Origin of the sequence: Priestia megaterium (assembly GCF_046599315.1) — a bacterium.
GTDB classification, from domain to species: Bacteria; Bacillota; Bacilli; order Bacillales; family Bacillaceae_H; genus Priestia; species Priestia megaterium_F.
Map to the genome: position 1 here is coordinate 1 of NZ_JBKIKC010000008.1, position 14,438 is coordinate 14,438.

Below are 14,438 nucleotides of genomic sequence, written 5' to 3' on the forward strand. Positions count from 1 at the left end.
ACCATATCATAGCGTACATTTTTTTTTATTTCAACTCTATTCTTTTTGTAAAACATAAGTGCCTATAAAAAAACAAGAGCCTAAAATCAGCTCTTGTCTTTCTACTATATAGCTACCAATGTTAAGTGAGGATCATTATAATATACGACTTCTGAAAGAACTTTACAGCCATTTGTTTTAGCAAAAGCTTCCCTCGCCTGCTTTTCAGTTTCAAATTCAAACATTTTCATTTCTTTTCCCGCATACACCGTCAGTACCCACATGAAAAGATTCGCCTCCGATTATTGTAGTGATCGCTATATCCACATTATGACGAAACCATTTCCTTTTGAAAACCCATTCTACAAAACTTGTCACAAGAAACTTTTAAAAATTTAAAAACATTTTAACTCCTCAGAATGAACAAAATGTACAAAAGGTATAAGCATTACCATACCTTTTTGAAAAGGCTTTCTTACACATCCGATGCAGCATCAGTAAAAATACGGATAACATCTCCTGCCCTGAACTCTTTTGCATAAAAATGCATTAGCTAACTATTCATTTCTTAAAGCAGAACCATGTTTGACTGTACATAGTTATAAAGAAGCTTATACGTATGATTCAATGAATCTTGATGCGTTCTCTCAAACGCATGAGAAGAATCAATTCCTGGACCAATTAAGCCGTGTACGATGTCGTGTCCGGCGCGAATAGCAGCAGAAGCATCTGATCCGTAAAACGGATAAATATCTAATTTGTACTCAATATCATGCTGATTGGCTAGCTCCACCAAATGCTTTCTCAAACCGTAATGATAAGGGCCGCTTGAATCTTTTACACAAATAGACACGGTGTATTCATCGGTAGATTGCCCATCTCCCATAGCACCCATATCAACCGCTAAGTATTCTACCGTTTGAGGCGTAATGTTGGAGTTTCCTCCATACCCAATTTCTTCATTATTTGAAATGAGAAAGTGCGTGGTATATGGCAGTTCTATTTGTTCTTCTTGAATCGTTTTAATAAGCTGAAGCAATAAAGCTACGCTTGCTTTATCATCAAGATGACGAGATTTAATAAAACCGCTTTTTGTTATTTCTACACGAGGATCAAAGGAAACAAAATCGCCGACTTCAATTCCGAGGCTGCGAATATCCTCTGCGCTATGTACTTTTTCATCCAGTCGAATTTCTATATTTTCTTGATTTCGCTCCGCTTTTCCTGCATCTTTATACACATGAACAGATGTTTGATGCATAAGGATGGTTCCTGTAAATACTTCTCCTGCTGACGTTTCGATTTCACAATATTCCCCTTCAATGGAATTGTAGCGAAACCCTCCAATCAAATCGATTTTCAGACGCCCACTCGGTTTAATTTCTTTTACCATGGCACCTAGTGTATCGACGTGAGCCGTCAGCATGCGGTGATGATTAGTATCTTTACCGGGAATAGTAGCGACTAAGCCTCCTTTTCGATTGCGATACGTTTGAACATTTAACTCTTTTACATAGTCTTCGACAAACGAAATAACCTTTTCCGTATTTCCAGAAGGACTGGGAATCGAAACAAGCTTTTTAATTAACTGAACAGTTTCCGTCATTATGACACTTCCTTTGTCTCTCATTTCTTTTATTTTACCATATGTTTCAAAAAAGATAACAAGCGGCTCCAAACAAAAAAAGCCGGGCAGATTCCCGGCTTTTTTTGCATTAAGCTATATTTGATTTCTTTAATTCATTTGTGTAATTTAATGATTTTTGCTTATCAAATTCGCCTTCAGACTTCGACATTACAATCGCGGCTAAAGCATTTCCTACTACGTTAACTGTTGTACGCATCATATCAAGAATGCGGTCGATTCCTGCAATAAATGCCATGCCTTCGAGTGGAAAGCCCATGGATTCAAGTGTAGCAAGTACAACTACAAATGATGCCCCCGGCACGCCAGCCATTCCTTTTGACGTTAACATCAGGACAAGAAGGAGCTGAATTTGATCCATAATGGAAAGGTCGATGCCGTACATTTGAGCAATAAACAGCGATGCCAGCGCCTGATAAATGGTTGAACCATCTAAGTTAAACGTGTAGCCTGTTGGAATTACAAATGATGTAACCGATTTAGAACAACCGAAGTCCTCCATCTTTTTGATAAGAGATGGTAAAACGGCTTCTGAACTTGCCGTTGTAAAAGCAAGAAGCAACTCGTCTTTTAACACTTTTATCAGTGTAAACATACTTGTTCCAGCCATTTTAGCGATGATTCCAAGAACTACAAGCACAAAGAAAATCATGGTGAAGTAAACGGCGAACACTAATTTCCCTAATGGAATTAGTGATCCGACACCAAACTTTATAATATTAACGCCAATAAGCGCAAATACACCTACTGGAGCAAATTTCATCACCAAATTAGTTACCCAAAACATCGCATCCAAGACGCCTTCAAAAAAGGCTAAAACAGGTTTTCCCCTCTCTCCAATCGAAGCTACGCCTACACCAAACAATACGGAAAATAAAATAATTGGTAAAAGATCGCCTTCTGCTACCGATTGAAAGACATTTGTCGGAACAATATGAAGAAGCTCCTGAGCAATTCCTGTACTTTCAGACGTTTTTGCCGTTGCCTCATATTGAGAAATATCGCTTTTTTCAATATGTCCCATATCAACCCCTGCACCAGGGTGAAATAAGTTAGCGGCAATAATCCCCACTACAATAGCAATGGTTGTAACAATCTCAAAATAAAGAATTGTTTTTCCGCCAAGCTTACCTAATTTTTTGATATCGCCTACTCCTGCGACCGCTACGATTAATGCTGAGATCACAATTGGTACGACAATCATCTTAATTAAATGAATAAATATGTCTCCAACTGGCTGTAAAATAGAAATGGCCGTATTGCTTCCGTAAAAGATAGCACCTACAGCTACGCCTAAAATCAGTCCAATTAGAATCTGAGTTGCTAGACCTAACCTTTTCACTTTCTTGCTCCTTTCGCACAGTTGACTTCATCCATTGAGCATATGCAGTTCAACGAACCGTGTATAAATATACACCCTTACAGCATCTTATGTAAACAGCTCTTTACTAAAAGAATGTAAGACCGCACATGCGAATTTTTAAAAGTCACGGTTCTGTTTTATCATATCAAATAATTGTTGTATATTGAGATTTTTTTGCTAAGTATTTTTCTATTTTTACTATTTCAGCGAATAAATTAAAAAAATCAAATTTTATATTGAAATATGCATTTTAGGTTAGTATAATACGATACATGTTTATTTTTATTATTCGAATATAAAATTCTGAAAATTTTAATTATTCAACGCGATAATAAAAAGCATTTATAATTTTGGAGGTTTTAATGTGTCAAACAAAGTTCCTTTTTCATTTATAGTGGTTATTGGCTTTATGCTTTTCGCCCTATTCTTCGGCGCAGGTAATTTAATTTTCCCTGCAATGTTAGGTCAGTCTGCCGGAAGCAATATTTGGTCAGCAAATGCTGGATTTTTAGTAACAGGTGTAGGTCTGCCTCTTCTAGGCGTTCTCGCATTTGGTTTTTCCGGAAAAGAGGATCTACAGTCTTTAGCTAGTCGTGTACATCCAGCTTTTGGTATTATCTTTACTACGATTTTATACTTGGCAATCGGGCCACTTTTTGCAATGCCAAGAACGGGAAGTGTTTCGTTTGAAATTGGCGTTAAGCCTTTTTTATCAGAAAATTCAGGTCATCTTCCCCTTATCATTTTCACCGTAATTTTCTTTACAATTACGTGCTTTTTTTCGCTAAATCCTGCGAAAATTGTCGACTTAGTAGGTAAAGTTTTAACACCTATTAAATTAACATTTATCGGAATATTAGTAATTGTAGCCGTTGTGAATCCGATTGGAAAATTTGAAGCACCAAGCGAAGCTTATACAACTCACGCATTCTTTAAAGGCTTCCAAGAAGGTTATTTAACAATGGATACACTAGCATCATTTGTTTTTGGAATTATTATTATTAATGCAATTAAAGAAAAAGGAGCAAAAACAAACCGACAAATTATCACAATTTGTGCAAAAGCTACGGCTATCGCTGCCGTTATTTTAGCTCTTATTTATAGCGCATTGTCCTACATGGGTGCTTCAAGCGTATCAGAACTTGGCCGTCTTGATAACGGCGGTACGGTTTTGGCTAAAGTATCAGATTACTACTTTGGCTCTTACGGAGGAATCCTTTTGGGTCTGATGATTACGGTTGCTTGTTTAACAACAAGTGTAGGCCTTGTAACATCTTGTTCTTCCTTTTTCCATAAGCTGTTTCCAAAGGTTTCTTATAAGTTGATTGCTGTCATTTTATCAGTATTCAGCGCCGTTGTAGCAAACTTTGGTTTAACGGAATTAATTGCTATTTCGGTTCCGGTCTTAACAGCTATTTATCCATTAGCTATTGTGTTAATTGCTTTAACATTTTTACACCCTTTATTCAAAGGGCGTTCTGAAGTATATCAAGGAAGCCTTCTTTTAACGTTTATCGTTAGTTTATTTGATGGCTTAAATGCTGCTGGATTCAAAATTGCGGCAGTAAACGATCTGTTTACATCGATTTTACCTATGTATGGAGTGGGTCTCGGCTGGATTGTTCCTGCTATTATAGGAGGATTAATTGGTCTTGGTATTACCTTCCTTCGTACAAATGATAGTACAAACAGAAACGCTTCAAGAAAATTGATTAAATAAAAAGAGGATGCGCATGCATCCTCTTTTTATTATGGCGTTTTATAAATAAGGCGTTTTTTTCTCCGTTAACTTCACTTCTTTTGTTAACACATGTTTTTCATATAGATATTTATCCGTTCGTTGAAAATCGTATCTATCAGCTTTTTCTTTTTCAGATGTGGTTAAAAGCACCCGACCATCAGAAGAACCTGACACCCCAAACGTTTCATTTTGATAAGTAGCATACGGAGCTACAAAAAATACTTCTTCAACAGCCTCTCTAGGAATTTCTTTTGTGAATGTCGTGTCATTGTATGAAATGAATCCATTTGCTACGTCATCTTTATCATAACTAATCAGCTTTATACAGCCGTTTTCCATTTCATAACATTCGTAATCTCGTTCATAATATGTTGCATACAAACCTTTTCGAATCATAAAAAACAGTCCTTTATAGTAGTTTAGCAATGGCTGGCACAAATCGTTTTTCTTCCGCCACATAGGTAGCTAAAAGCACTTCTTCTCCATTTACCACTTGGTATAGTTCTGCATCGTTTGCTGGTGGATAATAGTTATCAAACTTGAACTCTGGAACAGTTTCCCCGTTTCGAGACCCTGAAACCCATTAAGCGTGCATGGAGGTCCATCTGTTGTTTTTCCTCCAAACACAGTTCCGTATGGAATATCAACGTGGCTTACGGCTTGTGATTTAAATTTAATTACACCATACACTGATCCTTCTTCAGGAAACTGCCTTTTACCCGAGCCATCTGTATAATCTAAACGTAAGCTTTCAACAAAATCTTTGTAAGAAGTAATATCATGGACATCTTCGGCTTTAGCTACGTACCCTCCTACTGCTGTATAAGATCCATCTACATACTTTTCAATATCTTTAGCAGGAATCATCTTTTGCAGCAGCGTATCTTTTGTAATGGGCGAAACAGAATCCCGTATAGCTTTCATCACCTCTACTTCATGAGATGTTAATGTTTTAACATCTTTTAATTTTAATTCATTGAACTCTTTTTTTGTAAGACCGACGCGCTTCAGCACCTCATCAATTTTTCGATCAAAATCTTGTAAGTTTTCTAAATCTAAAGCCGTATAATGAGCATCAACTGTTCTTACATCTTTATGTATTTTTTTCACTTCATTTAATTCATACTGCTCTACTTCATCAGCCGTTTTAAATGTTTCAACATTTGAAATGGTTTTGCCGTTCGTATCAGCTACAACGTAACCATCTTCAGCTTTTATCACATATCCGACTTCTTCGTTACCTAGCGCAATTAAGTCTGACTGTTGAAAAGCCGCTTTCTCTTTTTCTTTTTGAAATTCTTTATCTGTCATTCCTTTAGTAACGAGAGCTGTAAGTTCTGACGTGTCTTTACTGCCTTTTTGGTTTGCTTCTACTTTCTCGGCTGTAATTGACGAAGTTTTTGTATTAGATGAAGAATGACTAACTGTCCCAATTACAAAAACAAGTCCAAATACAATTCCTATTCCATACAACAATTTGCTTGTTTTGTGAGCTCTAAATAAAATCCCGAGCACAATACAAACAATACCTACAATCAAGCTATCTACCAATAATAAATGTCCCAACTGAATCCCTCCTCTTTAATTCTTATTTATGTTAAAAAAATCCACAAATGAATCCAATACAATTAAAGTAAATAAAGTATTAAATAGGAATGTAATCGTATTTATTACTAATTAATTCCTTTTACTAGTTCTCAAAAATAAAACACACCATCTAAAATAGATGGTGTGTGAAGTATAGTAAGTAATTAGGAAATTTGTTTAAGTTCTGATGAGAGCTTTAAAAACTCTTCTTTATTTTTCATTAATAGCGTGCGGTCGATTTCTTCTTTTAGCTGTGCTTTACGAAATTCTGCAATCGCTTTGTCTAAAATCATCTCAGCGAATAATGCATCAAGCACCTTTCCGTTGGATTTTTGCGGTGAATTAAGTAAATTCTTTTTCATAAGAAATCAACTCCTTGGCTTTTTTATAATATAACACAAATATTCTGACTTTTCAATCATTTAAACCGAGTTTTTTAAACCTATTTTTTCCCACATAAAAAAGCTGCCCTTTGGTTATAAAGAGCAGCCTTCCCTTAAGAATCCGCGGTTTTTTCTTTCACTTCCGCATAGTAGTTTTCATATTCAATAAATTCAGGAGCTTGATGAGCTGCCATGATACCATGATAGCTGATATCTAAGCCCACTTCTTCTTCTTCTTCTGTAGATCGAAGCGGAACCACCAAGGAAATAACCTTTAACCCTATCCACGTTGTAACAAAGCCCCAAATGCATAGAGCGATTAATCCAAGAAGTTGAACACCGAGTAGCGTCCACCCTCCTCCTGTAAACACTCCACCATCTGTAGAAAACAAGCCCACAGCCAACGTTCCCCATATTCCCGAAGCAGCGTGTACAGGAAAAGCTCCTACAGGATCGTCAATTTGACGTGCTTCAAGCCAGTTTGTAGCTGCCATCATTAATAAGCCAGATACAGCTCCAATAAAAATTGCAGATGGTGTATTAACAAAAGCACAGCCCGCTGTGATGCCAACCAGTCCGGCAAGCGAACCATTTATCACAGAAGGTGCATCTGAACGGTTGTAGCGAAATAAGGTATAAAATAAAGTAGCTGCTCCGCCTGATGCTGCTGATAACATTGTGACAATAGCAATGTGACCAATTCTAACGTCAGTGGCACTTAGCGTACTTCCTGCGTTAAACCCAAACCAGCCAAACCATAATAAAAAAGCACCCACTGATGCAAGCGGCAGATTGCTTGGAAGAGAAACAGAACTAATTCCATTTTTCGTGAATTTTCCTTTTCTTGGTCCAATCATTATTGCAGCTGCTAAAGCTGAAAAACCACCTAGTGCATGAATAACTGCTGAACCAGCAAAATCCAGCATTCCTAACTTACTAATCCATCCGCCTCCCCAAATCCAGTGACCGGCTATAGGATAAATAAATGTAGTCATTAAAATTGCATATAGAAGGTATGCACGGAAATTAATTCGTTCTGCTACTGCTCCAGAAACGATCGAGATGACAGCAATAACAAAAGCACATTGAAACAGCCAAAACGTTTCAAGCCCAATCGGAATGTCGAGATGCGATAAATTCCCTGATAGCGCAAAGCCGCTTTTACCGACAATCCCACCTAAATCGTCTCCGTACATCAATCCAAAACCAATTAAATAGAAACAAAGCGTTCCTATTGTAATATCAGCGAATACTTTCATAATAATATTTACGCTATTTTTATAGCGGACAAACCCTGCCTCTAGTAAGGCAAAGCCGCCTTCCATTAACAAAATCATCGCGGCTGTTAACACAACCCACGTCGTATTTATACCTAAACTTAGTTCATTAACGCTCATATAGCCACGTCTCCACAGTTTTTTAGTCGTTTTATTTCTTGTACAATAGCAGGCGAAAGCGTAATTTCACTTGTTTCTTCATTTTCTGCTTTTATTAGTTCGAGTACGTCATGAAGTTCTCTCATTTGCGCTTTAAGGTTATCAATTTTTTTAAAGCGTTCCTTTACGTATACCATATATTCGACCGCTTGATGCTGACTTAAAGGACGCCCGGTAAAAAATTTACGAAACGGCGATAGTGATTGATACCAAGCTTCTTCAGCACGTTTCTTCTCTTCATATTTACTAATTTTCGTCTTTATCTCTTCTATCTCTTGTGCTTTAGCTTCTTTTAACTTCATTATAAATTCAATTAATTTTAATTGAGGCAATGTAATGACCACATTATGATAAAGTTCATCCACTATAACCATGTTATATCTCCTTACATAAGATGTTATATTTAGATTATATGTAGAACACTACAGTAAGTCAATGTAATTTTTTGAAAACTCTTTAAATAGTAAATGTGCCCTATCTTTTTAATACTTGTAGAATATTAAGTTCGTATGTATTGAAATATGACGTTATTTGTTTTATCGTAGGAAGAGGAATTATGTTAGTTCCCTATTTTAATTTTATTTACCTAGGCAATTATTCACGTTATTTTTATGAACTTTTATTAAACAAAGGGTTACGAGGTTTTTCACTCTATTTTTTCAACGAAATGAGTTGATTTTATCTCGTATTAAAATTAAAATAGAATTATGTGCAAGATTTCACAACTTCACAATGTAGTTTAGAAGTCTAGCAGATAACTAGGAACTACATATGCAACAGTATCCAGCAAAGGAGGACTTTTCATGTCTCAATCAACTATTCAAAAATCAGCTGCAGAGGAAAATGCTGCTGTACAAACAGAAGCGGCAGTTAACAAAGGTCAAGCGGATGTGTTAGATCAATTGTTAAAGCCTGAAGTACAAGAAGCTCTTACTGTTCTTGTAGATAATTTACCAAAATTATCTGAAATGGTAACGGTGCTTACAAAAACTTACGACGTTGCGCAATCATTATTAACTGACGACGTATTAAAAGAAGATCTACTTGGTGGAGTAAAAGAATTTATCGAGCCAGTAGAAGGAACAGTAAAAGGTCTTGCAGCTACTGCAATCGAAGCAAACGATCGTGCAGAAGCAAATGCTTCTAATTCAATCGGTTTATTCGGTTTATTACGCATGCTTAAAGATCCACAAGCTCAAAAACTATTCCGCTTTGCACAAGCGTATTTAGACATTACAAACGAAAAACAAAAATAATTTTCATTAAAAAGTGTGGACGGAGGATCGACTATGTCAAAACATATTTTAATTTTAGGCGGCGGTTACGGTGGTTTGTTAACTGCAATGACAGCTCGCCAACACTTAAGTGCGGATGAAGCAAAAATTACAGTAGTGAACCGTTTTGCTACTCACCAAATCATTACAGAATTACACCGTCTAGCTGTAGGCGGCGTTTCTGAACAAGCGGTAGCTTTACCACTTGATAAATTACTTAAAAACTACAACGTTGATTTAAAAATTGCAACAGTAAAAGAAATCTCACCAGATCAACGTGAAGTATCTCTTGAAGATGGTACAAAATTAAGCTATGACTACCTTGTTACAGCTTTAGGTAGTGAAACGGCTTACTTCGGTATCCCTGGTTTAGAAGAGCACAGCTTCGTTCTTAAATCAGTAAATGATGCAAACCGTTTACGTGCACACGTAGAAGCTTGTATCGCTGAATACAGCAAAACAAAAAATAAAGCTGACGGTACAATCGTAGTTGGCGGCGGCGGATTAACAGGTATTGAACTTGTTGGTGAATACGCTGACTTAATGCCAAGCCTATGTCTAAAACACGGTATTGATCCAAAAGAAATTTCTCTATACTGTGTAGAAGCAGCTCCTACAGTTCTTCCAGGCTTCCCTGCTGAATTAGTAGAGCGCGCTCAATCAAGCTTAACAAAACGCGGCGTTACATTCGTTACGGGTACACCTGTAACAAAAATGGATGCTACAACTGTTGAACTTAAAGACGGCAGCAAAATTGAAACAAAAACAATGGTATGGACTGGCGGAGTTCAAGGTAACTCTGTAGTGGCTAACTCAGGTATCGAAGTAAACCGCGGTCGTGCACTTGTTAATGAATTCTTACAATCTACATCTCATAAAGATGTATTCCTTGCTGGTGACTCAGCAGTTGTAATGGGTCCAGAAGGTCGCCCTTACCCACCTACTGCTCAATTAGCTTGGCAAATGGGTGAAGTTGTAGGCGTGAACTTAGCAGTAGCTATTCGCGGCGGAGCAATGGAATCATTCGTTCCTGTCTTCTCTGGTACACTAGGAAGCCTTGGACGTAAAGATGCAATTGGTACCATCGGCGGAAACAAAACGCAATTAAAAGGTTTACCAGCGTCACTTATGAAAGAAGCAAGTAACGTTCGTTACTTATCTCATATCAAAGGATTATTCGCATTAGCTTATTAATCCGCTTGAAAACGAAAGAGGAATTCTCCTCTTTCGTTTTTTTATTATTTACATAAGCCAAGAAATAAGGAGCGGCAGCGTAACCAATGATAAAATAGCACTAATGACAAAAGCAGATGCCGTTTCGTTTTCCAAGCTTTCAAACCGTAAAGCAATCATGGCTGCTACAGCAGAGCCAGGAAAAGCTACCAATAAAATAGCTTTTGTCACTTCATCTGAAGACAACCCTACCCATACTGCAATTCCAAGCATAACGATCGGTTGGACTGCTACTTTTAAAATAGCAATTCCAAGCGCGCCTTTACTGAAGTTAATTTTTCCAATTCCAATCGTTACTCCTACTGCAAATAAAGCAGCTCCCGATGTGATACTTCCGATTTGATCAAGCATATCTTGTAGAAGTTTAGGTGACTGAAAGCCGCAAAGCGTTAAAATAACTCCAATTAACGGTACGCATGCCAAAGGCTCAGATAAACCATGCAAAATAGAATGAACCGTTACTTTGAATAAACTTGTTTTCTCTTCCCCTTTCTTTTGCCCCCGTTGTCCAACAGTTCCCAAAATCGTTGCCAACGGATCTAAAATCGCATTCACAACGATTCCGGTTATTGCAATGGGAATAGCTACTGCACCTGCGCCGAACAAGCCTCCGAGTACCGGAATGCCCATAAAAGCAAACGTTGGCTGAGCTGAGTTTAGGGCAAACATAGAAGAAGAAGTTAACGTATACTTCCCTGCATACTTCACAATAAGCAATATAATGAGATAAAACCCGACAATTCCTAAAATCAACGCGACTAAAAAGGACCATTCTTCAATAAGTGTTTTTCTTGGCGTTGTCGTTACACCTACAAATAAGTGTGCAGGAAGCGCAAACTTCGTTACTAATGTATTAAGCCCCTTAGACGTTTGCTTATCAAATTTTTTTAAATGCCCTGCTAAATAACCAAGCAAAATGACAAAAAAGATAGGCGCGAGAATGAGAAAAATTTGACCTATGCTCATTTATTCATTCACCTCATTCATTTCTTGCCTTAACATGTTTATAAATAGGCTGCCATACAGCTGCTTCTACAAGTTCACTTACATTTTGCTCAGTAACAGTTGCTACGTTATCTTTTACGGCAGCATTGGCAACCGCCACAGCAACCGCCTTTGATACTTTTTGAAGGTCTTTAATATTAGGAAGAAGCGTATCTCCTTTTGTATCTGTTTCTGCTATACGCGCTACTGCATTGGCTGCTTCAGCAAACATAGATTCAGTAAACTTTTGAGCACGAACAACAATTGCCCCTAAACCAAGACCCGGAAATACAAATGCATTATTTGCCTGTCCAATTTCATAGGTATGGCCGTTATATTCAACAGGTTCAAATGGACTTCCCGTTGCAATAAGCGCTTTTCCTTCCGTCCATTTTATAATATTTTCCGGAACAGCTTCAGCAAGTTTTGTTGGGTTGGAAAGCGGCATGATCACTGGACGCTCTACATGTTTTGCCATTTCTTTAATAATTTCTTCGGTAAAAGCATCCGTGACGCCTGACGTTCCAATTAAAATGGTTGGCTTCACTTGCTTTACGAGCTCGAGCAGTGAAACTTTATTTTCATCATCTTTTTCCCATTCTTTAATCTCTTCACTTTGACGAACGTAAGGCTGTTGAAAAGGAGCTAAATCTTCCATACCTTCGGTTAATAGACCTCTATAATCATACGCCCAAAAACGATCATATGCTTCTTCTTCAGATAACCCTTCAAGCATCATCGCACTATGGATACGATCAGCATTCCCAATTCCAGCAGACCCCGGTCCAAATACAACAACCCGCTGATCTTTTAAAGGCGTTCCTGTAATACGCACCGCTGTTAAAACGGCTGCAAGAGTAATCACTCCTGTTCCTTGGATATCATCATTAAAAGTTAAAATTTTATCTCCGTATTCTTTCATAATGTGACGCGCATTAATATTCCCCAGATCTTCCCAATGAAGAAGCGCTTTAGGAAACTTAGTTGTTATTTCTTTTACAAAGTGATCAATAAAGCGATTATAGTCTTCTCCTTTTACTCGTTCATGGCGATTTCCTAAATAAAGCGGATCTTCAAGAAGCTTTTTATTATTGGTTCCCATGTCAAGAACCACAGGCAGTACGCGGCTTGGATCAATTCCTGCTGCAGCTGTGTATACGGCTAACTTTCCCACTGCAATATTTATGCCTCCTACCCCCCAGTCCCCAATGCCTAAAATACTTTCTGAATCCGTTACAACGAGTAAATCAATATCTTCGCTGTCGAGCCCTAAGTTTTCAATCGCATCACTTAATCTATCCGCTTCATTTACAGATAAATATAAGCCGTCAGGTCGGTGGTATTCATGGCTATATTCTTGGATGGATTGACCTACAGTAGGCGTGTAAATAATGGGAAGCATTTCACTTAAATGATCGGTTAATAAACGATAAAATAAGACGACGTTCCGGTTATGTAGATCATTCAACGAATTATTTTTTTGAAGATCATTCGGTGCTTTTTTGAACTGCTCATAGGCTCTCTTTGCCTGTTCTTCTAACGTTAAAACCGTTGGAGGAAGAAGTCCCTGCAGATGAAGGTCTTCTCTTTCTTCTTCAGTAAAAGCAGAACCTTTGTTTAAATAAGAAGTGGATAAAACTGATTTTCCTTTTAGTGAAGTTGAAATTGAACCATCTTTTTCTACTTTATATGCTCTCATGCTTTTTTACCTCTTTTCCTAAACAATTAGATAGGGTTAGGTTCAGCAAAGAGATATATTTTTAACCATTTATTTTTAATAAAAATAAAAAATCAGCACATGAACAAGAGTTCATGTGCTGTTCTTTATACAACGCTATAGTCTTCTTGGTCACTTTCTGAGTAATTAGGGGGCTGTATATGTGAAGGTACAAGATATTCATAGCTTTCCCCTTCTAGCCTATCCTCTAGCTCTTGTTTAGCTTTACTAATCAGCTCTTGATTTTCTATCATTTCAATCGCCGTAGCCGCAATGGCTTTTCCAGCTAATAACATCGCATTGTGAGCATACTCCGTTTTCCCTTGAGCAACAGCTTGCCATGTATGAAAAGGTGTTGCATAAGCCCATGTCGCCGTCACGCACTGCGCAGCGGGAACATTCCAGCTAACATCTGCAACATCGGTTGATCCTGTCATAAATGAAACATTTTTGAACATAGGAGCAATTTGGTTGAAGACCGGATACTCTGCTAAAGCTTTGTCTAGTAATGAACCTACTTGTTTTTTTGCTGTTTCTTTATCTTCAACAGATGTAGATTCGTAGATAGCTTTAGCAAAAACCATTTTTTCTTATTTAACTTGAGGTAAATTTATCTGTTCCATTGTTTGGTTTGGAATTAGGTTCGCACAAGCTCCTTGAATTTCCTGTTCCATTTACGTTTCTGTCATTAAAGCCGCGCCCTTTGCAATTTTCACAACGCGTTCAACAAGTTCTTTTACCTGAGATGGCTTTGGAGCACGAATTAAGTACATCACTTCCGCTTCTGCTTGAACCACATTAGGAGAGAAGCCTCCGCTATTTGTAATTGCATAGTGTACGCGCGCTTCGTCTATCATATGTTCACGCATATAATTCACGACAATATTCATTAACTCTACAGCGTCTAAAGCGCTTCTTCCAAGGTGAGGGCTAGCAGCCGCATGACTGCTTCTTCCTTTAAATTTAAAAGTTGCTTGCATGACCGATTCGATGACGTATGCATGACGCCATTAACCGTAGCGGGATGCCTTGAAAACGCTATTTCTACATCTTTAAAAAATCCTTCTCGTACCATATACATCTTTCCGTAGCCACT

The 14,438-nt window shown here is 37.7% G+C and carries 15 protein-coding genes; 3 read left to right on the forward strand and 12 right to left on the reverse strand.

Annotated elements, in window-relative coordinates; all coding sequences use genetic code 11:
• Positions 1–104: 104 nt before the first annotated feature.
• The 3 genes from ACLHDF_RS20505 to ACLHDF_RS20515 all read right to left on the reverse strand — a co-directional run bounded on the left by ACLHDF_RS20505 (position 105) and on the right by ACLHDF_RS20515 (position 2,966).
• A complete protein-coding gene (locus ACLHDF_RS20505) occupies positions 105–263 on the reverse strand; it encodes a hypothetical protein (RefSeq protein WP_013057318.1) in 159 nt (52 codons plus the stop codon).
• Positions 264–547: 284 nt separating this feature from the next.
• A complete protein-coding gene (locus tag ACLHDF_RS20510; protein ID WP_413920492.1) occupies positions 548–1,585 on the reverse strand; it encodes a M42 family metallopeptidase in 1,038 nt (345 codons plus the stop codon).
• 109 nt (positions 1,586–1,694) lie between these two features.
• Positions 1,695–2,966 carry a cation:dicarboxylate symporter family transporter gene (locus ACLHDF_RS20515; protein ID WP_413920493.1) on the reverse strand — a complete coding sequence of 424 codons (1,272 nt, stop codon included), beginning with the start codon at positions 2,964–2,966 and terminating at the stop codon, positions 1,695–1,697.
• A gap of 385 nt (positions 2,967–3,351) precedes the next feature.
• Between ACLHDF_RS20515 and brnQ the strand changes: the two genes are divergently transcribed.
• On the forward strand, positions 3,352–4,707 hold the full coding sequence (gene brnQ / locus ACLHDF_RS20520; protein WP_413920494.1) for a branched-chain amino acid transport system II carrier protein: 1,356 nt from the start codon (positions 3,352–3,354) through the stop codon (positions 4,705–4,707).
• Positions 4,708–4,746: 39 nt separating this feature from the next.
• Here brnQ and ACLHDF_RS20525 read toward each other — a convergent pair whose 3' ends face one another.
• The 5 genes from ACLHDF_RS20525 to ACLHDF_RS20545 form a co-directional block, all read right to left on the reverse strand.
• Positions 4,747–5,124, reverse strand: a complete 378-nt coding sequence (locus ACLHDF_RS20525) for a hypothetical protein (RefSeq protein ID WP_413920495.1) — start codon at positions 5,122–5,124, stop codon at positions 4,747–4,749.
• Positions 5,125–5,214: 90 nt separating this feature from the next.
• A complete protein-coding gene (locus ACLHDF_RS20530; RefSeq protein WP_413920496.1) occupies positions 5,215–6,294 on the reverse strand; it encodes a hypothetical protein in 1,080 nt (359 codons plus the stop codon).
• Between the two features lie 185 nt (positions 6,295–6,479).
• Positions 6,480–6,677 carry an IDEAL domain-containing protein gene (locus ACLHDF_RS20535; protein ID WP_013057324.1) on the reverse strand — a complete coding sequence of 66 codons (198 nt, stop codon included), beginning with the start codon at positions 6,675–6,677 and terminating at the stop codon, positions 6,480–6,482.
• Between the two features lie 134 nt (positions 6,678–6,811).
• On the reverse strand, positions 6,812–8,095 hold the full coding sequence (locus tag ACLHDF_RS20540; RefSeq protein WP_413920497.1) for an ammonium transporter: 1,284 nt from the start codon (positions 8,093–8,095) through the stop codon (positions 6,812–6,814).
• A complete protein-coding gene (locus tag ACLHDF_RS20545) occupies positions 8,092–8,508 on the reverse strand; it encodes a hypothetical protein (RefSeq protein WP_413920498.1) in 417 nt (138 codons plus the stop codon). Before ACLHDF_RS20545 ends, ACLHDF_RS20540 begins: the two co-directional genes overlap by 4 nt.
• Positions 8,509–8,937: 429 nt before the next feature.
• Between ACLHDF_RS20545 and ACLHDF_RS20550 the strand changes: the two genes are divergently transcribed.
• Together ACLHDF_RS20550 and ACLHDF_RS20555 are read left to right on the forward strand one after the other, a co-directional pair.
• Positions 8,938–9,390, forward strand: coding sequence for a DUF1641 domain-containing protein (locus tag ACLHDF_RS20550; RefSeq protein ID WP_013057327.1), 453 nt, complete (start codon positions 8,938–8,940; stop codon positions 9,388–9,390).
• A gap of 33 nt (positions 9,391–9,423) precedes the next feature.
• Positions 9,424–10,602 carry an NAD(P)/FAD-dependent oxidoreductase gene (locus ACLHDF_RS20555; RefSeq protein WP_413918288.1) on the forward strand — a complete coding sequence of 393 codons (1,179 nt, stop codon included), beginning with the start codon at positions 9,424–9,426 and terminating at the stop codon, positions 10,600–10,602.
• Positions 10,603–10,650: 48 nt separating this feature from the next.
• Here ACLHDF_RS20555 and ACLHDF_RS20560 read toward each other — a convergent pair whose 3' ends face one another.
• The 4 genes from ACLHDF_RS20560 to ACLHDF_RS20575 all read right to left on the reverse strand — a co-directional run bounded on the left by ACLHDF_RS20560 (position 10,651) and on the right by ACLHDF_RS20575 (position 14,322).
• Positions 10,651–11,607, reverse strand: a complete 957-nt coding sequence (locus ACLHDF_RS20560; RefSeq protein ID WP_413920499.1) for an AEC family transporter — start codon at positions 11,605–11,607, stop codon at positions 10,651–10,653.
• Between the two features lie 13 nt (positions 11,608–11,620).
• Positions 11,621–13,324: an NAD-dependent malic enzyme gene (locus tag ACLHDF_RS20565; protein ID WP_413920500.1), complete on the reverse strand. Its 1,704-nt coding sequence runs from the start codon at positions 13,322–13,324 to the stop codon at positions 11,621–11,623.
• A 125-nt stretch (positions 13,325–13,449) separates the two neighbouring features.
• Complete coding sequence (locus tag ACLHDF_RS20570) at positions 13,450–13,926, reverse strand: hypothetical protein (RefSeq protein WP_413920501.1); 477 nt, start codon at positions 13,924–13,926, stop codon at positions 13,450–13,452.
• A gap of 90 nt (positions 13,927–14,016) precedes the next feature.
• Complete coding sequence (locus ACLHDF_RS20575) at positions 14,017–14,322, reverse strand: peptidase dimerization domain-containing protein (RefSeq protein WP_413920502.1); 306 nt, start codon at positions 14,320–14,322, stop codon at positions 14,017–14,019.
• Positions 14,323–14,438 lie beyond the last annotated feature (116 nt).